We start from the raw sequence: 20,546 nt of genomic DNA, 5'->3' as shown, positions 1-20,546 counted from the left end.
CCGGCCCTGTCGTCACCCCGGTCGGCCGCCTCGTCGATCCGCCGCACCGTCTCGACCGCCCCGAACTCCCGCAGCCACCGCCCGACCACCTCCCAGCCGGGCTCCACGATCCGGGTCAGTCGCGCCCGGGCGAGCCGCACCTCGTCCGGGACGCCCACCCCCGTCACGAGCCGGCCCCGATCGTCATCGGCACCCCGCGCGAGATCCCGGTCCGCAGTTGCAGCGCGAGCGCCACGTCCTGGGCGAAGGGCCGCTCCCGGCCCGCGAGGTCGGCGACGGTCCAGGCCACCCGCAGCACCCGGTCGAGCCCGCGGGCGGTCAGGAAGCCGCGCTCCAGGTCCAGTTCGGCCTCGTCCAGGGCTCCCGGCGCGGCGGGCCACCGGGTGCGCAGCGCGTGCCCCGGCACCTCGCTGTTGGTCCGCCACGGGGTGTCCGCGAACCGGGCCGCCGCTCGCTCCCGCGCCTCCCGCACCCGATCGGCGACGACCTGTGTGCTGTCGCCCCGCGGCCCGTACCCGGACAGTTCGTTGCGCGTGACGGCGTCCACCTCGACCCTGAGGTCCACCCGGTCGATCAGCGGCCCGGAGAGCCGAGCCTGGTAACGCCGCACGGTGGCCGGTGGACAGTCGCACTCCCCGCCCAGGGCCCGGTACTGCCCGCAGGGGCAGGGGTTCGCGGCGAGCGCCATCAGGAACCGCGCGGGCAGCCGCACCACCCCCGCGCTCCGCGCGATCACCACGTGCCCCGACTCCAGGGGCTGGCGCAGCGCGTCGAGCGCCTGGCCGCTGAACTCGGGCGCCTCGTCCAGGAAGAGCACGCCGCGGTGCGACAGCGAGACCGCGCCGGGCCTGGCCACGCCGGGCCCGCCCCCGACGAGGGACTGCATCGTCGCCGAGTGGTGCGGGGCGCAGTACGGCGCTGTGTCGATCATCGCCTTGCCGGGCGGCAACATGCCCGCCACCGAGTGGATCGCCGTGACCTCGAGGGACTCCTCGCGAGTGAGGGGCGGAAGGACGGCCGGAAGCCGCTCGGCGAGCATGGTCTTGCCCGCGCCCGGCGGCCCGGAGAGCATGACGTGGTGGCCGCCCGCCGCGGCCACCTCGATCGCGGTGCGGGCCGACAGCTGTCCGACGACGTCGGCGAGGTCGAGCCCGTGGCCGTCGTGCAGTGGTCCGCCGAGGCCGGTGCCCGCGCCGCTGCCGGGCATGCTGAGCCCGGCGAGCATGGGATCGGGGCGGGTGCGGTCCTCCGGCGCCTCGTCGGGCACCGGCTCGTCCGTGAGTACCGCGATCAGCTGGCGCAGGCTGCGTACGCCGAGAACCGAGATCCCCGGCACGAGGGACGCCTCGCCCGCCGTGCTCTCGGGGACCACGACCTGCTCGTACCCCGCGTCGGCCGCCGCGAGCACCGCCGGGAGCACGCCCCTGACCGGTCGCACCCGCCCGTCCAGCCCCAGCTCGCCGACCATCACGATGTCGGCGAGGATCCGTGGGTCGATCCGCTCGGCTGCACCGAGCACGGCGCAGGCGACGGCGAGGTCGAACCCCGAACCGCCCTTGGGCACGGACGCCGGGCTCAGCCCCACCGTGAGCTTCTTCTGCGGCCAGTCCGCCCCGGAGTTCACCACCGCGGCCCTGACCCGGTCCCGGCTCTCGACGAGGCTCTTGTCGGGCAGCCCCACAAGGGTGAACGCGGCAACCCCCGGCTCCAGGTCCGCCTGCACCTCGACGACGACGCCCTCGACACCTACCAGGGCCACCGAACACGTACGCGCGAATCCCATCAGGACACCCCCCGCGCGTACTCGACGCGGGCGGCCCCGCGGTCCGGCAGCAGGATCCCGATCACGTCGATGCGCACTCCGCCGGGTGGCGCTCCGCCGTGCTCCTGCACCCAGCGCTCCGCGAGGTCCCGCAGGCGTCGCGCCTTGACCGGAGTGATCGCGGCCATCGGATGCTGGAAGGCACCGTCCGCCCCGCGCCGCCCCCGGCGGGTCTTGACCTCGCACACCACGATCGCGTCGCCGTCCCGCGCCACGATGTCGATCTCACCGAGCCTGCCCGCGCGCCAATTCCGCGCGAGCACCGTCATCCCGGCGTCGGCCAGCCGCCTCGCGGCCAGGTCCTCGCCGTACTTCCCCATCGCGCCCCGTGCGTTCACGTCGGCACCACCTCCGGCACCCACGCTGACGCAGCGCAGGACAAGAAGTGGATCTTGGTGAACTACTCACGGGTTGTGGACAAGTCCGCCACCCGCACGGGGTTGCGACCGCCCTGGCTCCGCCCGGCAGGGGTTCCGCCATCCGCCGGGGCGAGGAACGCCGGGATCAGCTGCCCGGAAGCTCCAGGTCGCTCTTGTTGAGCTCCTCGATGTTCACGTCCTTGAATGTCAGAACGCGCACCTGCTTCACGAACCGCGCGGGCCGGTACATGTCCCAGACCCAGGCATCCGCCATGGACACCTCGAAGAACACCTCGCCCTGGACCGAGTGCACCTGCATCTCGTAGTCGTTGGTGAGGTAGAAACGCCGCTCGGTCTCGATCACGTATTTGAACAGACCGACGACGTCGCGGTACTCCCGGTAGAGCTTCAGCTCCATCTCGGTCTCGTACTTCTCGAGGTCCTCGGCGCTCATGGCATGTTCCCCTTCAGCCGTGCGTCCCCCTATTGTGCGCCAGCCTCTGGTGCCTCTAGACGATTTCCGTGTCGAGGACCAACGGCCGGCTCGGGGGACCGTCGTCGAGCAATCGGTTCAGCAGCTCGGCGAGTCTGGTCGGATACACCGTCTCATGCGCTTCGGCCAGTTCCTGGTACGTCCACCAACGTGCTCCTTCGACGCTGCGTCGTTCCAGGTCGGTCAGGCCCGTCGCGTTGATCTCCACCCGGTCCGCCGGGGACGTCGTACGGGCCAGGAAGTACCACTCGTCCTGGTCCCAGCGCCGCCCGTCGAACGGGAACGAGCAGGTCCGCTGCCACAGCACGGGCCCCAGCTCCACCTCGGTGATGCCGGTCTCCTCGGCGAGTTCCCGCAGCGCCGCCTGCTCCCGCGTCTCGTCGCCCTCCAGACCGCCGCCCGGCGTGAACCACCAGTCGACCGCCGCGTCATCGGGCTCGTGGCCGTGCAGGAGCAGGACGCGGCCCTCCGGGTCGAGCAGCACGACCCTGGCCACCGGGCGCAGCACCTTGCCGAGCTCAGGCACGGGCCGGCTCCGGAGCCTTGGTGCGCGAGCGCCGCGACCGCTTGGTGAGGGGCCCGTACGCCGCCCCGCCGAGCACCAGGACCGCGCCGGCCACGACGGCGGTCAGCATCAGCTTGAGCGGCCCCGGCGTGGAGATCCCACCGGGCATCCCCTCGAAGCCGGTGGGCTTGGCCAGCATGCCGTCCATGGGCCAGGCCACGGCGTCCACCCGGGCCTGCACGGCGCCGCGCTCCACCGAGCCGTTCTCCGAGTCCCCGAGGTGGACGCTGGAGTCCAGGGAGCCGCTGCGCTCGTCACCGAGGAGGAAGAGCCGCCCCTTGGGGACGGTCGTGGACTTGATGCCGGTGAGCGAGGCGTTCGTGTCAGCCGGGAGATACGGTTCTTCGACCTTCTCGCCGTTGACGGTCAGCTTGCCGTCGGTGCAGCAGGCGATCTTGTCGCCGCCGATGCCGACGACGCGCTTGACCATCGGCATGTCACCCCAGGTCGCCTCCTGGAAGACGACGACGTCGCCGCGCTTGACCTCACTGCCGTCGATGCGCTGGGCGAGGACCCGGTCGCCGGCGCCGATCGTCGGCGTCATCGAGTCGGTGGGCACCGTGTACGGCTGGTACACGAAGGCACCCCACACGAATCCGCCGAGGAACAGCACACAGCCGAGGGCCACGGCTATGCCCGACAGCGCGCTGCCGACCTTGCCGTGGCCCTCGGCCGTACGACGTGTCGTGCTCATCCCAGTTGCTCCCCGCGTCGGAGATATCGACCTCGCGGTCCGGCCTCGGAACGGCACGGACCGCGGAAGATCGGCGATCTGGGACGGCACCCTACCCGGCGGTACCGGTCGCAGAAACCCTGGTGTTCCCCTCGGTAAGGCGCTGGTTGATCTTGCGCCTGCGCCACAGGACCAGCGGCACCGCACCCGCGAGCCCGAGCGCGCCCGGGGCCGCGCTCGCCGCGGCGTCGATGCCCGACTGGTCGAAGGTGTCCGGCACGGGCAGCGTCGACCAGTGCGTGGGCGGCCAGGCGACGACGATGGCGCGGCCCACGACGTTGTCGACGGGGACGAAGCCCTGGTTCTTGTCGTTCTGGTGGTAGCGGGAGTCCATGGAGTCCTGGCGGTGGTCACCCATGACCCAAACTTTGCCTTGTGGAACCTTCACCTTGAAGGTCCCGCCCGCGTTGTCGGGGCTGCACGGGGTGTTGCCCGCGTAGACGTACGGCTCGTTGAGCACCTTGCCGTTGACCTTGAGCGGGCCCGTGCCCTTGCACTCGATGGTGTCGCCGCCGACACCGACGACGCGCTTGATGAGGTCCTTCTCGTCGGCGGACGGCATCAGGCCGATCCAACTGAGCACCTGCTGCACGGCGTTGGGCTCCGCGGTGGGCTCGCCCTCCAGCCACTGGTCCGGGTCGTGGAAGACGATCACCTCGCCGCGGTCCGGCTCCGAGCCGAACCACGGGGTGAGCTTGTCGACCAGCACCCGGTCGCCGATCTGCAGCGTGTTCTCCATCGACGCCGACGGGATCGAGAACGCCTGGACCAGGAACGTCTTGATCACCAGGGCCAGCACCAGGGCGATGACGATGAGGAGCGGCAGCTCCTTCCAGAAGGAGCGGGGCTTCTTCTGCTTGCTCCTGGGTTCGTCGCCGTCGGGCCCCGAACCGCCCGTGGAGCTCGCCTCCACGCCGTCACCGTCCTCGGGCACGGGGTCCGTCACGGCCGGACTCGCCGCGTCGTCGGATCGCCCGGGCTGCTCCTCGGGCCCATGCCCTGACCGTGCGCCGACCGCCAAGTCCCCCACATCCACTCCTCACTCCGTGCCGCTGCCTGATCCCTACGCGATGCAGGCCCACCACTCCCATAACGAGCGGGAGTTCCGCAGGGGTCGGGAGGGGGATCAATCCGTCCGAATCCGATGCGTTCGAACCCGGTACGGCGCTGTTCGTGGTGGCCACCTTATGCGACGTGCGAGAAGCCGCGGTCGACCCGTCGCCTTGCGCGTCGGCCACGGCCGAGAACGTCTCCGGCTCGCCGAGCGTGGTCCAGTGCCCGATGGGCCAGACGATGCCGCGGGCCCGTCCGACCACCGATTCCTCGGCGACGGTTCCCTTGAAGTCGTCGGTGAGGTGGTACCGCGAGTCCGCCGAGTTGGCACGGTGGTCGCCCATCACGAACAGCCGCCCCTCGGGCACCTTCACCGAGAAGTCGAACTTGGACGGGGCGTTGCCGGGGTGGATGTAGGCCTTCTCGTCCAACGGCGTCCCGTTGACGGTGACGCGCCCCTGCTTGTCGCAGCACTTCACCGTGTCGCCGCCGACACCGACGACCCGCTTGATGAGGTCACGGTCGTTGTCGGACGGCAGGAGCCCGATCCAGGTCAGGCCTTCCTTGATCTGCTTCACCCCGACCGGGGGGTCCTTCTTGTCGCCCGCCTCCTGGGCGAGCCAGTTCCCCGGGTCCTTGAAGACGACGACGTCACCGCGGTGCACCTGCGCGCCGAACCAGGGGGTGAGCTTGTCGACCACGACCCGGTCGCCGATCTTGATCGTCTGCTCCATGGAGCCGGACGGAATCACGAAGGCCTGCACCAGGAACGTCTTCAGGACCAGGGCTATGAGCAGGGCCACGCCTATGAGGAGCGGTATCTCCTTGATCGCGGAGCGCCTTCGACGCCGCTTCACCTTGCGCGCGAGCTTGCGCCGCTCCGCCCGCCCCGGCAGCGTGGGCCCGCTGGTGGGCCGGCTCCCGGTGGGCAGCTGGTCGTCGGACCGGTGGCCCGCGCGCGACTTGCCCCGGCTACCCATGCGCACCCCCGGGTGCGGGCACGCGCGCGTAGACGTCGTTGCGCGACAAGGAGTGCCAGTGCCCCATCGGCCAGGCGATCCACTGGGCCCGGCCGATCACCTGGTCGACCGGGACGAACCCGCCGCCGGGCGCGCCCAGGTACTCGCGGGAGTCACGGGAGTCGCTGCGGTGGTCGCCGAGCAGGAAGAGGGTGCCTTCGGGAACCTCGACGTCGAAGGGCACATCCGAAGGAGCGTCCCCGGCATGCAGCACGGCGCGCTCGTCCACGGACTGCCCGTTCACCTCGATCCTCCCGTTGCTGTCGCAGCAGACCACATGGTCTCCCCCCACGCCCACGACGCGCTTGATGTAGTCAGCATCACCGAAGTACCCGCTGCCGTCGAAGACGACCACGTCTCCCCGCCTCGGTTCAGCACCGAAACGGTACGCCAACTTATTTACGAGAACGCGGTCCCCGACCCTCAATGTGGTCTCCATCGAGCTGCTGGGGATCTGGAACGGCTGCATCACGAAGACGCTGACGGCGAGCAGGAACGCCATGCACAGCAGCAGCGAGAGCGTGATGCGGCCGCCGGGCAGCCAGGCGGTCACCCCGGACAGCAAAGAGGAGCGCGACCGGTCCTCCTCGCCCTGTGAGGTCGACTCATGGGGCTGGGAGGAGCGGTCGCGCTCCACGTGCTGTGCTTCGGTGTCCATCGAGGCCAGATGCTATCCGGCTCTCCTGAGGACCCCGTACGCGAGATGCGCTGACGCCCCCGAGGGGCGCCGAGCGGCTCAGTTCTCGCGCTTCTCCTTGATCTTCGCGGCCTTGCCGCGCAGGTCGCGCAGGTAGTACAGCTTGGCGCGACGGACGTCACCCTTGGTGACGAGCTCGATCTTCTCGACGATCGGGGTGTGCACCGGGAAGGTGCGCTCGACGCCGACGGAGAAGGAGACCTTGCGGACCGTGAAGGTCTCGCGGACACCGGCGCCCTGGCGGCGGATGACTACGCCCTTGAACTGCTGCACACGGGAGCGGTTGCCCTCGATGACGCGGACGTGGACGTTGACGGTGTCACCCGGGCGGAAGGCCGGGATGTCGCTGCGCAGCGACGCGGAGTCGACGGAGTCGAGCAGGTGAGACATGATCGTCTGCTTTCTTCGCCGATGCCACAGGTCATCAGCGGGAGGTATGCGATGAGTTTCGGTAGCTGATCGCGTCGGGCCGGCGTCGTTCCCCCTGTGGCAGGGGCGCAGGCTGGACGTACAGCAGCGGCCTATTCTTCCACGGCCTCGGGCGTTGGCCCAAATCGTCCGTCCGGACCCGGCCGCCACCCCAGGATGGAGAGCATTTCCCGGTCCTTCTTGTCGAAGGCCTTCGGGTCGGTCCGCTCGATCAGATCGGGCCGGTTGCGCGTGGTGCGGCGCAGCGCCTCGTCCCGGCGCCATCGCGCGATCTTGCCGTGGTGACCGCTGAGCAGCACGTCGGGGATGTCCCGGCCGCGCCACTCCGGAGGCTTGGTGTAGACGGGGCCTTCCAGGAGGTTGGCCATCGCGCCGGGCGCGAAGGAGTCGTCCTGGTGCGAGGCCGCGTTGCCGAGCACGCCCGGCAGCAGGCGCGCCACGGCCTCCGTGACGACCAGCACGGCGGCTTCCCCGCCCGCGAGGACGTAGTCGCCGATGGAGACCTCGTAGACCGGCACGCGGGTCGTGTACTCGTCGATGACGCGGCGGTCGATGCCCTCGTAGCGCGCGGGCGTGAAGACCAGCCAGGGGCGCTCGGAGAGCTCCACGGCGAGTTCCTGGGTGAAGGGGCGCCCGGAGGGCGTGGGAACGACCAGGACGGGCCCGTGGGCCCCGTTCTCGTACCCGTCGGCGAGGACGTCGTCGAGGCAGTCGCCCCACGGCTCGGTCTTCATGACCATGCCGGGGCCGCCCCCGTAGGGGGTGTCGTCGACCGTGTTGTGCCGGTCGTACGTCCAGTCCCTCAAGTCGTGCACCTGGACGTCGAGTTGACCACGCGCGCGTGCCTTGCCGACGAGCGAGACGTTCAGCGGTTCCAGGTACTCGGGAAAGATCGTGACGACGTCGAGCCTCATGCGCCCTCTTCCTCCGCGGCGTCGCGGGCGGACGCGATCTCGGCGCGGTCGTCGATGAGGCCGGGCGGCGGCGTGATGATCGCCTTCTGTTCCTCGAGGTCGATCTCGCTGACGATCTCCTCGACGAACGGGATCATGACCTCGCTGCCGTCGGGGCGCTCCACGATGAACAGGTCCTGCGAGGGCAGGTGGGAGATCTCCGTGATCCGGCCGACCTCGATCCCGTCGACGGTGACGACGTCGAGGTCCATGAGCTGGTGGTCGTAGAACTCGTCCTCTTCCTCCGGCAGCTCCTCCGGGTCGACCTCGGCGATCAGGAGGGTGTTGCGCAGCGCCTCCGCGCCGGTCCGGTCGTGCACGCCCTCGAAGCGCAGCAGGAGGCGGCCGCTGTGCACCCGGCCGGACTCGATGGTGAGCGGTCCCGAAGTGGCGGGGTCGGTCGCGAGCACCGCGCCGGGGCCGAGCCGCAGCTCGGGCTCGTCGGTGCGGACCTCGACGGTGACGTCGCCCTTGATGCCGTGGGCGCGGCCGATGCGCCCGACTACCAACTGCACGATCCGAAACTCTCCTGTCCAACCACTGGGGCTCAAACGACTAGGGCCGGGGACGGCTAATAAGCCCTCCCCGGCCCGAGCCGGTGTTCAACTTTGTCAGCGAACCTGGTCGACGTCGACGAGGTCGACGCGGACACCGCGGCCGCCGATGGCGCCCACGACGGTACGCAGAGCACGCGCGGTGCGGCCGTTGCGGCCGATCACCTTGCCGAGGTCGTCCGGGTGGACCCGGACCTCCAGCACGCGCCCACGGCGCAGGTTGCGCGAGGCGACCTGCACATCGTCGGGGTTGTCGACAATGCCCTTCACGAGGTGCTCAAGAGCCTCCTCGAGCATGCTCAGGCCTCGGTCGACTCGGACGCAGCGGCCTCGGCCGTGTCGTCCTTCTTCTCAGCCTTCTTCTTCTGGGTGATGGCCTCACCCTTGGGCTCGTCGGCCGTGGCCAGCGCCTCGAAGGAGGGACGGGCCTTCTTCGGCTCGGCGACCTTCAGCGGCTCCGGGGCCGGCAGACCCTTGTGCTTCTGCCAGTCGCCGGTGAGCTTCAGGATGGCCATGACCGGCTCGGTCGGCTGCGCGCCGACACCCAGCCAGTACTGCGCGCGCTCCGAGTCGACCTCGATGCGCGACGGGTTCTGCACCGGGTGGTACAGACCGATCTCCTCGATGGCCCGGCCGTCACGGCGGGTACGGGAGTCGGCGACGACGATGCGGTAGTGAGGCGAACGGATCTTGCCCAGACGCTTCAGCTTGATCTTGACTGCCACGGGAGTGGTGTCTCCTGGTCTTGACGTGGGTGGGCACGGCGAGATTGCCGCGTGGGGTTGCGGTACCCGAGTGCCCGATGGACGCGTCAGCCGGAGGAGAGAGGGGTCCTGTGCGACTGTCGAGTACAGCTAGCCATTGTGCCATACGTCGACGGGGCGGCCGAACCCGCATACGGCCGCCCCACCAGGGCCGAGCGTCAGCTCGCGGCGGCGCCGACGACCTCCGGGATGCGGAAGGGCTTTCCGCATCCGCCGCACACGATGGGGGCCTGTGCGAGCACCGAGGGCACGACGCGGACATTGCGACCGCAGTCGCAGACGGCCTTGACCCGCACCCCGCCTCCGGAGGAGCCGTGCCGGGCGGCCGGTCCGCGGAAGCTGCGCTTGGTGTCCGCGGCGGTCGCCACGGTGTGCGCCTTGAGGGCGCGATGGAGCCGCTCGATCGTCTGCCGGTAGCGCTGCTTCGCCTCGGAGTTCAGCGTGACCAGCGAGAAGCCGCTGCTGGGATGCGGCTCCTCGGGGTGGTCGAGGCCCAGCTCCTCGGCGATGGCCAGGAATCTGCGGTTGTGGTAGCGGCCGGCGCGCGAAGTGTCGCGGATTCCGCGCGCTGCGGCGATGCCATGGACTGCCTCGTGGAGGAGTCGCTCGAAGGAGAGCTCGTGTCCGCAGGCGGACGACGACTCCCCGATCAGGGATTCGGGCGCGGCAAGATCCGGCAGTTCGGGGTGGTGCCGCTGAATGTCGGCCCACGCCCCTGCCAGCTCTGCGGCGAGAACAGGTGGTGTCGTGCTCACGTCGTGACAACGAGCCGGGGTGCCTCTGTGTTCCTATTCCGGGGCATCCCAAATATTTTGCACGTACCAGTCAGTTGCCGCTCATGCGTCCCGACGAGGGCGGGTGCGCTGATCTGCGGAGAAGCCGCACAGCTCGCACCAAGGGGTGCGTAGTGATACATACGCCCCGAGATGTACGCGATCCACACACCGGGGCGCCGCTCGAACAAGAGCTGTTCTCGGCCTCAGTACGCGCGTGCCACCACCGCGACGTTACCGGGTGCGTCATCGGCGTCCGGCACCGACCCGTCCGCGGCGAGCAGACACCGCACGGAGACGGAGTGCTCGGCCAGCCGCGCCTCGCCCTCCTCACCGAGCGTGGCCCACGGAATGCGCGCCCAGCCGCCGGCCGAGGTCACCTCGACGGCCTCCTCCAGCGTGGCGACCTCGCTCGTACGGGACTCGCGGCGCTCGCGGGACTGCTTCAGGAGCAGCGCCTGGTCCTCCTCGAGGATGCCCGGCAGCAGTCCGGCAAGAGCGTCCACGGGCACCGGCTCCTTGCCGCCGGGAATGCGGCGGGCCAGCATCGCCGTGCCGCTCTCCAGGTCGCGCGGGCCGATCTCGATCCGTACGGGGACGCCCTTCAGCTCCCAGTCGACGGCCCGGCGCCCGAAGGGGGTGTCGGTGCGGTCGTCGACCTGGACGCGGATGCCGGCCGCCTTCAGGGCCTCACCGATCTCGCGCACCTTGGCGAGGACGGCCTCGTCTCCCTTGATGGCGAGGACGACGACCTGGGTGGCGGCGAGGCGCGGCGGCACCCGTAGTCCGTTGTCGTCGCCGTGCATCATCACGAGGGCGCCGATCATGCGGGTCGTCGATCCCCAGGAGGTCTGCCAGACCAGCTCCTGCTTGCCTTCCTTCGACAGGTACTGCGTGTGGAAGGCCTTGGCGAAGTTCTGCCCGAGTTCGTGGCTCGTGCCCATCTGGAGGGCCTTGCCGTCGCCCATCATCCCTTCGAGGGTGAGGGTGTTGATGGCTCCCGCGAAGCGCTCCTTGGCGGTCTTGCGCCCCAGGACGACGTCCATGGCGAGCACGTTCTCCATGAAGTCCGCGTAGACGTGCCGGTGGATGCGCGCCGCGAAGTCGCGCGCCTCCTCGTAGGTCGCGTGCGCCGTGTGGCCCTCCTGCCAGAGGAACTCGGTCGTCCGCAGGAACAGCCGGGGCCGCAGCTCCCAACGGACCACGTTGGCCCACTGGTTGATGAGCAGGGGCAGGTCGCGGTAGCTCTGCACCCACTTGGAGAAGTAGTCGTTGACGATCATCTCGGAGGTGGGGCGGACGACGGCGGGCTCCTCGAGCTCCTTGCCGCCGCCGTGGGTGACCACGGCCAGCTCGGGCGCGAAGCCCTCGACGTGGTCGGCCTCCTTGGTGAGGTACGACTGCGGGATCAGGAGCGGGAAGTACGCGTTCTGCGTTCCCGTCTCCTTGATGCGCGCGTCCATGTCCTGCTGCATCCGCTCCCACAGGCCGTAGCCGTACGGTCGGATCACCATCGTGCCGCGCACCGGTCCGTTGTCGGCCAGTTCGGCCTTGGTGATGAGGTCCTGGTACCAGCGCGGAAAGTCTTCCGCCTGGGGCGTGAGAACGGGTGCTTTGGCCATGTCGCGCATGCTACGGCGCGGACTGCCGAGCACGGGAATCCTTTTCGCCCGTATGCCTCTATGCCACTGGCAAAGGGCCTTCAGGGGGCGCACGACGGAGTACATGCGCAATGTCGGCACGCCTGCCCAACACCCCCTAGACGTGACGGACGATGCGGAGTTCTCTGACATACGGGGGGAGTGCGAGCAGCGCGCGAACACGGTCAACACGCCACGGCGACAACTCTCGGCATCTCTCGGTGGATTGGGGCACTTTCGATGACACCTACGCTCGTGCAGCGACACCTTCCCCACGCGGCACCGGTGTCGCGCGCGGACCTGTGCGCACGCGCGCGTGACTGGGCGGAGATCCAGGAGCGGATGCTGGTCCCGCTCTACGAAGCGGTGTACGAGCGACTTGAGGTCGGCCCGGGCACACGCCTTCTGGGGCTCGGCTGCGGTTCCGGTCTCGCCCTTCTCATGGCGGCGTCGCGCGGCGCGGCCGTGACCGGCGTCGAAGCCGCGGAGCCGGAGCGGCTCGCGCTCGCCAGGGAGCGGTTGCTGCCGGAGGCGTGGAGCGAGCGGGAGCACACGGACACCCGCCTCACGGACGGCCGGGACGACGCCGTCGTCGCCGCGCCTGACGACGCCCCGTACAACCTGATCACCGCCTTCCAGCCGATCGGCTGCACGGCGGGGGACTCCGAAGGTCTCTCCACCCTCCTGGAGAGCGCCGCCCCGCTGGCCGAGCGGAACGCCTCCGTGGTGCTGGTCGGGTGGGGTCCTCCGGAGCGCTGCACGGCTTCGTCCGTCCTACGGGTGGCGAAGAAGCTCGCCGACCCCCTTCGTAGTGCGGGGAGTTGGCGGCCCGCTCTCCGTGACGACCTGGAGGAGGTCGCCCAGCGGGCGGGGCTGCGGCCCGACGGATCGGGCCGGGTGGCGTGCCCCTTCGGGTACGCGGACACGGAGAGCGCGGTGCGCGGCCTGTTGTCGACGCGGTTGTTCGACGCGGCGGTCGGGGCGACGGACCAGACGCAGGTGGACAAGGAGGTGACGGAGGCGCTGCAGCCGTACGTGCGGGCCGACGGCACCGTCTGGATGCCGAACGTCTTCCGGTACCTGATAGCCCGTACGACCTGACGGCGGCGCAGGAGGGGCGGACCCGGTTCAGTCCTTGGTGAGGCGTGTGATGCCGGCGACCCGGTAGGCGTCGGCCTCCTCCAGCGTCTCGTTCTCCAGGAGCGCGGCCGCCAACGCGTCGAGCTGGTCGCGGTGGTCGCGCAGTTTGTGGCACGCCTCCTCGTAGCACTCGTCCACGATGCGGCGCATCTCTCCGTCGATCGTGTCGAGGGTGTCGGGTGCGGCGGCGAGACCGTAGGCCTGCTGCGCATCGTTCGGGAGGGCCGACAGACGGCCGACCTTCTCGCTCATGCCCCAGCGGGCGACCATGCCGCGGGCGATGTTGGTGACCTGTTCGAGGTCGTTCTCGGCACCGGTGGTGATGACTCCGTAGACGACCTGTTCGGCCGCCATACCGCCCAGCGCACCGATGATGCGTCCACGCAGGTACTCCTCCGTGTACGCGTACTTGTCGGAGTCCGGGGTGGACAGGGTCACACCGAGCGCCCTGCCGCGCGGCACGATGGTGATCTTGCGGACGGGGTCGGCGCCGGGCTGGAGCATGCCCAGGAGGGCGTGGCCGCTCTCGTGGTAGGCGGTGCGGCGGCGCTCCTCGTCGGGCATCACCAGGGGCCGCTCCGCGCCCAGCTGGACCTTCTCCAGCGCTTCGGAGAGGTCGGTCTGCGTGACTTCTTTCTGCTTGCGCTTGACGGCCAGGAGGGCGGCCTCGTTGGTGAGGTTGGCGAGTTCGGCGCCGGTCATGCCCGGGGTCGTACGGGCGACCTGGGCGAGGTCGACGTCGGGGGCGAGCGGGATCTGGCGGGCGTGGATCTTGAGGATGGCCTCGCGGCCGCCACGGTCGGGCGGGGAGACGTTGACGATGCGGTCGAAGCGGCCGGGGCGGGTGAGGGCCGGGTCGAGGACGTCGGCGCGGTTGGTGGCGGCGATGACGATGACGCCCTCGGAGCCGGTGAAGCCGTCCATCTCCGTGAGGATCTGGTTCAGGGTCTGCTCGCGCTCGTCGTGGCCGCCCATGCCACTGCCGCCGCCACGGGCGCGGCCGATGGTGTCGATCTCGTCGATGAAGATGATCGACGGGGCGACCTTGCGGGCCTCCGCGAACAACTCCCGTACGCGGGAGGCGCCGACGCCGACGATCATCTCGATGAACTCCGAGGCGGAGGCCGAGAAGAACGGCACTCCGGCCTCGCCCGCCACCGCGCGCGCGAGCAGCGTCTTGCCGGTGCCGGGCGGGCCCGCGAGCAGCACGCCGCGCGGCATCTTGGCGCCCATCTTGCGGTAGGCGTCGGGGTTCTTGAGGAAGTCGACGACGTCGTTGAGCTCGCCCTCGACCTCGTCGATGCCGGCGACGTCGTCGAACGTGGTGCGCTTCTTGCCGGGTTCCAGTTCGACGGGCTTGGGCGGCTGCTTCCGGCCGAGCATGCCGCCGGCGCCGCCCATGCCCTGGCTCATGCGGCGCGCGATGAAGATCCACAGGACGACGAGGAGCAGCATCGGGGCGAGCGAGATGAGGAGGTTGGACAGGAAGCTGCGTTCCTGGACGACCGGTTCGGCCGTCACGGTGACGTCGTGCTTCTCCAGGTTCGCCCAGAGGTCGTCGTCGGCGAAGGACGGGCGCTGCGTCGTGAACTTCGTGTAGTTGTCGGCCTTGCTGCCGCTGTCGTCCGGGGTGGGCTGCTCCTTCTTGAGCTGGCCCTGGATCGCGTCGCCCTTGGCGTAGATCTTGGTGACGTTGTCGTTGGCGACCTGTTTGCTGAACTCGGTGTACGAGATCGTCGGCTCGTCGCCCTCGTTGAAGAACGACAGGACCAGGTTGGCGATCAGGTAGACGATCAGGGCCGTCAGGATGAGGCTGCCCCAGCCGCCGGGCATCTTGCGCTTGGGCGACTGCGGGGGTGGCGGGGGCGGCGCGCCCTCGGAGCGCCAGGGCTGATCGGTGCGGTCGCGCGGGGGTACGGGATTCGCCACGCCTGTCTCTCCTCCTGCCGCCTGCCCTCGCTGAGCTCCGGTCTCGGGCCCACGAGCCTTGGGCCCATGACCGCACAGATCCCGGACCCTTGCCAGTATCCAGAATCCTGGTTACTGTCTGAATCGTGAACGGTTTCGACGATCGCTTCCTTACGCGCAACGGCCTCGCGGCCCGCCGGCTCGCGGTCCTCCTCATGGGCCACGAACCGGACACCCGCCTGCCCCGCGTACGGGACTTCGCCGAGGAGCTCGGCTGCGGGAACGGAACCGTGCAGGCCGCTCTTCGCCTCCTGGAGGAGGCGGGCGCCATCGAGACCGCCGCCCGCGGACACCTGGGCACCTTCCTGGTCGCCTCGGACCGCGCCATACTGTGGCGCCTCTCGGGGCTCGGTACCCTGCTGGCGGCGATGCCCCTCCCCTACTCCCGGCGCTACGAGGGCCTGGCCACGGGCCTGCGCGCAGCCTTCGAAGAGGCCGGCACGCCTTTTGCCATCACCTTCATGCGCGGTGCGGGCGCCCGCACCGCGGCCCTTCTTGAAGGCAAGGTCGACCTGGTCGTCCTGTCGCGCCTCGCGGCCGACGGACTGGTCGAGCAGCACAAGGACCGGCTGGCGCTCGTCGCGGACCTCGGACCGGCCACCTACGTAGGCGCGCACGGTTTTCTCGTACGTGAAGGCGCCTCACTGGACACTCCGGGGCTGCGGGTCGCCGTCGACCACGCGTCGGAGGACCAGCGGATGCTGGCGGAGCGCGCCTTCTCGGGGCGCTCGGACATCCAGTGGGTCGAGTCGTCGTACATGCAGCTGCGCGACCTGTTCGCACAGAACAAGGCCGACGCCACCGTCTGGAACCTCGACGAGGTGCAGGGACGGCTCGGCATGGAGGTGGACGTGCTGCCCCTGGGCGACGAGGTCACCCGCGATCTGGCGCTGCGCAACTCCAGCGCGGCGATCATCGGCAGGACCGAGGGCGCCAAGGCGCTGTCCGCGGTGCAGGACGCCCTCGACCTGTCCCAGGTGGCACAGCTGCAGTCCGAAGTGCTGCGAGGCGATCGCATCCCCTCGTACTGACGACCCGCACGGACGACGGGCGGTCGTGATCCCTTCTCGGGACCTTCGACTCCCCTCAGAATCCAGAATCCCGGTTACTGTCTCGATTGGGAGGTCCCATGGACGACCAACTAGCCCTCCGCATCCGGCTGTTCCTCGAAGGAGGCCAGGTCAGGCCCGAGGTCGCCGACTTCGTGACCGCCGAGCTGACCGCCCTGGAGGACGAGGGCCGCACCGTCACCGAGGAGAGCGCCGGGATGCTCACCAGCCATCTGATGATGGCGCTCACCCGGCTCCTGGACGGCGCCCCGATCGAGCAGTTCCTCACGGACGAGCAGGTCGCCGCCGAACTGGCCGACCATCCAGCGGCCGTCGAGCGCGCCCGCCGCGTGTCCCGCCGGGCCCACGCCGAACTCGGCGCGACCCTGCCCGAGTCCGAGATCAACTTCCTGGCCATGCACCTCGCCGTACTGGCGCAGCAGCCCACCCACTGAAGTCCGCAGGGACTACGGAAAGAAGGAACCTGTCATGACGAAGATCCTCACCGGCGGCGTCGGCAAGGTCGAAGTGGCGAACACGATCAAGGAGTTGGGGCTCGACGGCGTCGAGGTCACCGTCTCCAGCGACATGGACGCCGCGATGAAGCTGCGCGCGGGCCAGGCCGACTACTTCCTGGGCACCTGCCACACCGGGGCCGGGGCATCTCTCGGCGTCCTGGTCGGCCTGATGGGGCAGGCCGCCTGCCACACCTTCGGGCGCGGCGTGCCCACCGAGGAAGAGGTCGGCACCCTGCTGACGGACGGCAAGAAGGTGTTCGGCTTCTCCATGGACCAGATCGACCGGATCGCGCCGCTGATCGCCCGCGCGATCGCCACCCGCGCCTGAGCACGCAGGACATGCCATGAACTCCTCCCCCGGTACCGTCCTCGCCGCCGGCGCGAACCTCGACTTCACGCTGGCCCAGCAGCTCACCGTGATCGCCCTGTGCGCGCTGACCGCCTTCATCTCGCACATGGCCCTGGCCGTCTTCAACGACGGCGTGCGCCCCTTCATGCTCGACTTCATCCAGGGGCGCACCACCCGCAGCGCCACCACGGCGGTCTCCTTCGGCCTGTCCGCCGGCTTCATCTTCGGCCTGGGCGCGCCAATGGCCCTGTCCACGGGCGTCCTCAACCCGTGGCTGGTCTTCCTGCCCACCGACATCCTCGGCATCCTGGCGCCCAAGAAGTGGCTCGCGCCGATCCTGGGCGGCGCCTGGGGCGCGGTCGTCGTCTTCGGCCTGAACGGCGCCAACAACCTGGCGCACGACCTGCCCGTCGACTTCCTGACGGCGATGCAGCAGATGTCGACGCCGATCCTGTTCCTGTTCACGCTGTTCCCGGTGCTCGCCATCACCAAGCAGTTCGGACGCAAGTGGGGCGCGATCGCGGGCGTGGCCGAACTGGCCCTGGTCGTCATGACGATGAAGCTGTGGCCGAAGGTCTTCGCGGGAGCCATCGCCATGGCGGTCGGCGTCCTGATGCTGATCGCGCTGGCGGTCGCCAAGGACCTCAGGCAGCGCAAGGCGGACCGGGCGAACGGGGTCGAGGAGATCGCCCTCGCAGACGACCCCATGGCGTCCCTGTTCAGCGCGAGCGCGGCCCGGCTCCGCAAGTACCTGCCGCTGTTCATGGTGCTCGGCGCCGGCGTCTGCGTCCTGGCGCAGATGCACATATTCGGCGGTGGCGAGGCCACCAGCTTCCTGATCGCCAAGGGGCAGTACGGGGAGGCCGCGCAGGTCGACTTCTATCGCGTCTTCGGCTTCATCCCGCTGATCGCGACGACGGCCCTGGCCTCCGGCGCGTACGGCATCGCGGGCTTCACGCTCGTCTACCCCATCGGGTATCTGATGCCGAACCCGTTCCTCGCGGCCGTCGTCGGCGCCCTGGTCTTCGCGGTCGAGGTGCTCGCCCTGTCGTACATCGGCAAGTTCCTCGGCAAGCTGCCGAGCGTGCGGGACTCGTCGGAGCACCTGCGCAGCGCGATCACCGACACGCTGCAACTGGCCATCCTGTTCGGTTCGCTGATGGCGGCGAACGCGATGGGCGCGGGCCTCGGCATCCTGATCGTGGGCGGTCTGTACCTGCTCAACGAGGCGATGGGCCGCCCGGTCGTGCGGATGGCGGCGGCGCCCGCCGCGGTGATCGTCGGCGGCATCCTGCTCAACGTCCTGTACTGGCTCGACCTGTTCACCCCGATCAAGGCCTGAGCCGGGACCGATCAAGGTCTGAGCCGGGACCGACATCGGCCGCGTCGGCACGGCCACACCCTCGGCAACCGCCCCACTCTCGACAGCGTCGTGACACTCCGTGAAAGTTTCCCCAAGATTCGTCACGCTCCGTGGAACTCGTGCGGAACGCGAACCGTTGAGGGAGTGAGCGGCAGGCGAAAGAGGCCGCGCGACACGGGCCCGCCCGCCGGGCCAGTACCACCGGAGAGGACACCCCCACCATGCACACCACCACCCTCCACACCGTCACGGGCCCTCTTTCCCACGAAGCCGTCCGCGGCCCCGCCCTCGCCCATGAGCACCTCGTCCTGGACCTGGACCTCAAGGGCGACGGCGGAGCCGTCCTCGACGCGCAGCGGCACGGCCCGGCGGTCACCGCCGAACTGGCCGCTCTGCGCGAGGAGTTCGGACTCTCCCTCGTCATAGAACTGACCTGCCGCGGCATGGGCCGCGACCCGAGCGCGCTCGCCGCGATCGCGCGGGACTCCGGAGTCGCGGTCGTCGCGGCCACCGGCTGGTACTACGAGCCGTTCCACACACCGGAGTTGACGGACGCGAGCGTCGAGCGGCTCACCGACGTCCTCGTGCGCGAGATCGAGAGCGGGCTCGACGGCACGGGGATCCGGCCCGGTGTCCTCGGCGAGGTCGGCAGTCACGGCGACCGGCCGAGCGAGCCGGAGACCCGCTCCCTGCGCGCCGCGGCGCGGGCCGCGGGCACCACCGGGCTCTCCGTCGCCACCCACGCCCAGCTCGGGCGCGGCGGCCTCGCCCAGCTGGAGCTGCTCACCGCCGAGGGCCTGCCCCCGCACCGCGTCTCCATCGGCCACCAGGACCTCCTCGACGATCCGGCCGTGCACAAGGAACTGGCGGCGAGCGGTGCGTACGTCGCGTTCGACACGGTCGGCAAGGAGAGCTACCAGAGCGACGACACACGGCTGCGACTGCTGCTCGCTCTGATCGAGGCCGGGCACGCCGACCGGGCACTGCTCAGCTGCGACATCTCCCGGCACGGGTACCTGGAGACGGAGGACGGCCAGGGGTACGGGCACCTGTTCCACTCCTTCCTGCCGCGGCTGCGGGCGGCCGGGGCGGACGAGGACCTGATCGACCTGATGACGCGGCGCAATCCGCTGCGTTTCCTGACCGGCGCGAGCGTGGAGGAGATCTGACCATGACAGCCGACATGACAACCGAGAAGACCCCTTCGCTGCCTGCCACTCATCCGCTGGCCACCGTCGCCGTCGAAGGCGCCGCGGCCCGCCAGTTCCGGCTCCTGGAGTGCACGGCCACGCACTTCGAGGGCACGGAGCTGTTCACCGCGGACGCGGGCGTCGTGCCCGGACTCGGCCGGCCGCGGACCACGGCCAAGGTGGAGGCCGTGCTCGCCGACTTCTTCGGTGCCGAGGACGCCGCGTTCGTCCAGGGCGCGGGCACGGGCGCGATCAGGGCCGCGTTGAACGGGGCGGTGAGCGCGGGCGATCCCCTGCTGATCCACCGTGCGCCCGTCTACCGCACCACCGAGGTCACCCTGCGCGGCATCGGGGTCCGCACCGAGGAAGTCGACTTCAACGACATGGGGGCACTGCGCGAGGCACTCGCCTCCGGCCGCTTCCGGTGGGCGTACGTGCAGCACACCAGACAGCGGCTGGGTGACGCGTACGACCCGGGCGAGGTGCTCGCGGCGTGCCGGGCGGCGGGGGTGCGCACCATCGTCGACGACAACTACGCGGTGATGCGGGTTCCGGCCTCCGGTGTCGAGCTGGGCGCCGACGCCTCCTGCTTCTCCCTGTTCAAGCTGCACGGACCGGAGGGGGTCGGCATCGTCGTCGGCGCCCGGGACCTGGTCGAGCACGTGCGCCGGGACAACTACTCGGGGGGCGGCCAGGTCCAGGGCCACCAGGCGCTGGACGCGCTCCGCGCCCTCACGCACGTACCGGTGATGTGGGCACTGCAGTCACGGGTCGGCGCCGAGGTGGCCGAGCGGCTCGCGGCGGGCGAGGTGCCGGGCGTCGCCGAGGTCCGGATCGCCAATGCCCAGGACCGCTGCCTGCTGGTCCGACTCGACCGGCCCGTCGCCCGTGAACTGCCGGCCGTGGCGGCGCGGTTCGGGGCGGCGCCGTATCCGGTGGGCTCCAACTCCCGGTACGAGATCGCGCCGCTCTTCTACCGCATGTCCAGTTCGGCCCTCGACGACGCCCCGGAACTCGCCGACTGGACGGTGCGGATCAACCCGATGCGCGCGGGCGCCGACCTGGTCGTCGACATCCTGCGCCGCTCGCTCCACGAACTCAGCAAGGACTGACCG

23 protein-coding genes are annotated in these 20,546 nt (G+C 70.1%); 7 read left to right on the top strand and 16 right to left on the bottom strand.

The window, feature by feature from the left end; translation table 11 throughout:
• Positions 1–163 precede the first annotated feature (163 nt).
• The 15 genes from M4J07_RS25995 to proS all read right to left on the bottom strand — a co-directional run bounded on the left by M4J07_RS25995 (position 164) and on the right by proS (position 11,836).
• Positions 164–1,783, bottom strand: coding sequence for a YifB family Mg chelatase-like AAA ATPase (locus M4J07_RS25995; RefSeq protein WP_255975432.1), 1,620 nt, complete (start codon positions 1,781–1,783; stop codon positions 164–166).
• Positions 1,783–2,160, bottom strand: coding sequence for a YraN family protein (locus M4J07_RS25990; RefSeq protein ID WP_374215081.1), 378 nt, complete (start codon positions 2,158–2,160; stop codon positions 1,783–1,785). Before M4J07_RS25990 ends, M4J07_RS25995 begins: the two co-directional genes overlap by 1 nt.
• 166 nt (positions 2,161–2,326) lie before the next feature.
• On the bottom strand, positions 2,327–2,635 hold the full coding sequence (locus M4J07_RS25985; RefSeq protein ID WP_005311352.1) for a DUF2469 domain-containing protein: 309 nt from the start codon (positions 2,633–2,635) through the stop codon (positions 2,327–2,329).
• Positions 2,636–2,690: 55 nt separating this feature from the next.
• A complete protein-coding gene (locus M4J07_RS25980) occupies positions 2,691–3,200 on the bottom strand; it encodes an NUDIX hydrolase (RefSeq protein ID WP_255975431.1) in 510 nt (169 codons plus the stop codon).
• Entirely contained in the window at positions 3,193–3,933 is a 741-nt protein-coding gene (gene lepB, locus M4J07_RS25975; RefSeq protein ID WP_255975430.1) for a signal peptidase I, read from the bottom strand. Before lepB (M4J07_RS25975) ends, M4J07_RS25980 begins: the two co-directional genes overlap by 8 nt.
• Positions 3,934–4,024: 91 nt before the next feature.
• Positions 4,025–5,002 (bottom strand): signal peptidase I, encoded by a 978-nt coding sequence (gene lepB, locus M4J07_RS25970; protein ID WP_255975429.1) that lies wholly within the window; start codon positions 5,000–5,002, stop codon positions 4,025–4,027.
• Positions 4,890–6,005, bottom strand: coding sequence for a signal peptidase I (lepB, locus tag M4J07_RS25965; protein WP_255975428.1), 1,116 nt, complete (start codon positions 6,003–6,005; stop codon positions 4,890–4,892). Before lepB (M4J07_RS25965) ends, lepB (M4J07_RS25970) begins: the two co-directional genes overlap by 113 nt.
• Positions 5,998–6,702, bottom strand: a complete 705-nt coding sequence (gene lepB / locus M4J07_RS25960; protein ID WP_255975427.1) for a signal peptidase I — start codon at positions 6,700–6,702, stop codon at positions 5,998–6,000. Before lepB (M4J07_RS25960) ends, lepB (M4J07_RS25965) begins: the two co-directional genes overlap by 8 nt.
• 78 nt (positions 6,703–6,780) lie before the next feature.
• A complete protein-coding gene (gene rplS, locus M4J07_RS25955) occupies positions 6,781–7,131 on the bottom strand; it encodes a 50S ribosomal protein L19 (protein ID WP_016638799.1) in 351 nt (116 codons plus the stop codon).
• Positions 7,132–7,262: 131 nt separating this feature from the next.
• Complete coding sequence (gene trmD / locus M4J07_RS25950; RefSeq protein ID WP_255975426.1) at positions 7,263–8,084, bottom strand: tRNA (guanosine(37)-N1)-methyltransferase TrmD; 822 nt, start codon at positions 8,082–8,084, stop codon at positions 7,263–7,265.
• Positions 8,081–8,638, bottom strand: coding sequence for a ribosome maturation factor RimM (gene rimM / locus M4J07_RS25945; RefSeq protein WP_255975425.1), 558 nt, complete (start codon positions 8,636–8,638; stop codon positions 8,081–8,083). Before rimM ends, trmD begins: the two co-directional genes overlap by 4 nt.
• 96 nt (positions 8,639–8,734) lie before the next feature.
• Positions 8,735–8,974, bottom strand: a complete 240-nt coding sequence (locus M4J07_RS25940; RefSeq protein ID WP_014176063.1) for an RNA-binding protein — start codon at positions 8,972–8,974, stop codon at positions 8,735–8,737.
• Between the two features lie 2 nt (positions 8,975–8,976).
• Positions 8,977–9,402 (bottom strand): 30S ribosomal protein S16, encoded by a 426-nt coding sequence (gene rpsP, locus M4J07_RS25935; RefSeq protein ID WP_255975424.1) that lies wholly within the window; start codon positions 9,400–9,402, stop codon positions 8,977–8,979.
• A 197-nt stretch (positions 9,403–9,599) separates the two neighbouring features.
• On the bottom strand, positions 9,600–10,196 hold the full coding sequence (locus tag M4J07_RS25930) for a hypothetical protein (RefSeq protein ID WP_255975423.1): 597 nt from the start codon (positions 10,194–10,196) through the stop codon (positions 9,600–9,602).
• A 224-nt stretch (positions 10,197–10,420) separates the two neighbouring features.
• On the bottom strand, positions 10,421–11,836 hold the full coding sequence (proS, locus tag M4J07_RS25925) for a proline--tRNA ligase (RefSeq protein ID WP_255975422.1): 1,416 nt from the start codon (positions 11,834–11,836) through the stop codon (positions 10,421–10,423).
• Between the two features lie 258 nt (positions 11,837–12,094).
• Between proS and M4J07_RS25920 the strand changes: the two genes are divergently transcribed.
• Entirely contained in the window at positions 12,095–12,955 is an 861-nt protein-coding gene (locus M4J07_RS25920) for an SAM-dependent methyltransferase (RefSeq protein ID WP_255975421.1), read from the top strand.
• A 27-nt stretch (positions 12,956–12,982) separates the two neighbouring features.
• Here M4J07_RS25920 and ftsH read toward each other — a convergent pair whose 3' ends face one another.
• On the bottom strand, positions 12,983–14,923 hold the full coding sequence (ftsH, locus tag M4J07_RS25915) for an ATP-dependent zinc metalloprotease FtsH (protein WP_255975420.1): 1,941 nt from the start codon (positions 14,921–14,923) through the stop codon (positions 12,983–12,985).
• Between the two features lie 125 nt (positions 14,924–15,048).
• On the opposite strand from ftsH, the gene yhfZ reads away from it, so the two are divergent.
• From yhfZ to M4J07_RS25885, 6 genes are all read left to right on the top strand, one after another.
• Entirely contained in the window at positions 15,049–15,993 is a 945-nt protein-coding gene (yhfZ, locus tag M4J07_RS25910; RefSeq protein ID WP_255975419.1) for a GntR family transcriptional regulator YhfZ, read from the top strand.
• A 98-nt stretch (positions 15,994–16,091) separates the two neighbouring features.
• A complete protein-coding gene (locus M4J07_RS25905) occupies positions 16,092–16,466 on the top strand; it encodes a PRD domain-containing protein (protein ID WP_255975418.1) in 375 nt (124 codons plus the stop codon).
• Between the two features lie 34 nt (positions 16,467–16,500).
• Positions 16,501–16,857, top strand: coding sequence for a DUF2620 domain-containing protein (locus tag M4J07_RS25900; protein WP_255975417.1), 357 nt, complete (start codon positions 16,501–16,503; stop codon positions 16,855–16,857).
• Between the two features lie 16 nt (positions 16,858–16,873).
• On the top strand, positions 16,874–18,220 hold the full coding sequence (locus M4J07_RS25895) for a YhfT family protein (RefSeq protein WP_255975416.1): 1,347 nt from the start codon (positions 16,874–16,876) through the stop codon (positions 18,218–18,220).
• A 242-nt stretch (positions 18,221–18,462) separates the two neighbouring features.
• The gene (locus tag M4J07_RS25890; RefSeq protein WP_255975415.1) at positions 18,463–19,410 is read left to right on the top strand and encodes a phosphotriesterase family protein; all 948 of its coding nucleotides are present in this window, start codon (positions 18,463–18,465) and stop codon (positions 19,408–19,410) included.
• 2 nt (positions 19,411–19,412) lie between these two features.
• Positions 19,413–20,543 carry an aminotransferase class V-fold PLP-dependent enzyme gene (locus tag M4J07_RS25885; protein ID WP_255975414.1) on the top strand — a complete coding sequence of 377 codons (1,131 nt, stop codon included), beginning with the start codon at positions 19,413–19,415 and terminating at the stop codon, positions 20,541–20,543.
• The last annotated feature ends 3 nt before the right edge of the window (positions 20,544–20,546 follow it).

This window comes from Streptomyces longispororuber (assembly GCF_024448165.1).
Classification (GTDB): domain Bacteria; phylum Actinomycetota; class Actinomycetes; order Streptomycetales; family Streptomycetaceae; genus Streptomyces; species Streptomyces longispororuber_A.
The sequence above is the reverse complement of the archived record's forward strand: the minus strand, read 5'-3'. Positions and strand labels throughout refer to the sequence as shown.

What these genes read in the sequence shown, in the direction of transcription:
- M4J07_RS25920 (WP_255975421.1), top strand. Translation starts at nt 12,095, where the DNA reads ATGACACCTACGCTCGTGCAGCGACACCTTCCCCACGCGGCACCGGTG.
- lepB (WP_255975427.1), bottom strand. Translation starts at nt 6,702, where the DNA reads ATGGACACCGAAGCACAGCACGTGGAGCGCGACCGCTCCTCCCAGCCC.
- M4J07_RS25890 (WP_255975415.1), top strand. Translation starts at nt 18,463, where the DNA reads ATGCACACCACCACCCTCCACACCGTCACGGGCCCTCTTTCCCACGAA.
- M4J07_RS25905 (WP_255975418.1), top strand. Translation starts at nt 16,092, where the DNA reads ATGGACGACCAACTAGCCCTCCGCATCCGGCTGTTCCTCGAAGGAGGC.
- lepB (WP_255975428.1), bottom strand. Translation starts at nt 6,005, where the DNA reads ATGGGTAGCCGGGGCAAGTCGCGCGCGGGCCACCGGTCCGACGACCAG.
- M4J07_RS25895 (WP_255975416.1), top strand. Translation starts at nt 16,874, where the DNA reads ATGAACTCCTCCCCCGGTACCGTCCTCGCCGCCGGCGCGAACCTCGAC.
- M4J07_RS25885 (WP_255975414.1), top strand. Translation starts at nt 19,413, where the DNA reads ATGACAGCCGACATGACAACCGAGAAGACCCCTTCGCTGCCTGCCACT.
- rplS (WP_016638799.1), bottom strand. Translation starts at nt 7,131, where the DNA reads ATGTCTCACCTGCTCGACTCCGTCGACTCCGCGTCGCTGCGCAGCGAC.
- lepB (WP_255975430.1), bottom strand. Translation starts at nt 3,933, where the DNA reads ATGAGCACGACACGTCGTACGGCCGAGGGCCACGGCAAGGTCGGCAGC.
- trmD (WP_255975426.1), bottom strand. Translation starts at nt 8,084, where the DNA reads ATGAGGCTCGACGTCGTCACGATCTTTCCCGAGTACCTGGAACCGCTG.
- M4J07_RS25900 (WP_255975417.1), top strand. Translation starts at nt 16,501, where the DNA reads ATGACGAAGATCCTCACCGGCGGCGTCGGCAAGGTCGAAGTGGCGAAC.
- M4J07_RS25995 (WP_255975432.1), bottom strand. Translation starts at nt 1,783, where the DNA reads ATGGGATTCGCGCGTACGTGTTCGGTGGCCCTGGTAGGTGTCGAGGGC.
- proS (WP_255975422.1), bottom strand. Translation starts at nt 11,836, where the DNA reads ATGGCCAAAGCACCCGTTCTCACGCCCCAGGCGGAAGACTTTCCGCGC.
- M4J07_RS25940 (WP_014176063.1), bottom strand. Translation starts at nt 8,974, where the DNA reads ATGCTCGAGGAGGCTCTTGAGCACCTCGTGAAGGGCATTGTCGACAAC.
- M4J07_RS25985 (WP_005311352.1), bottom strand. Translation starts at nt 2,635, where the DNA reads ATGAGCGCCGAGGACCTCGAGAAGTACGAGACCGAGATGGAGCTGAAG.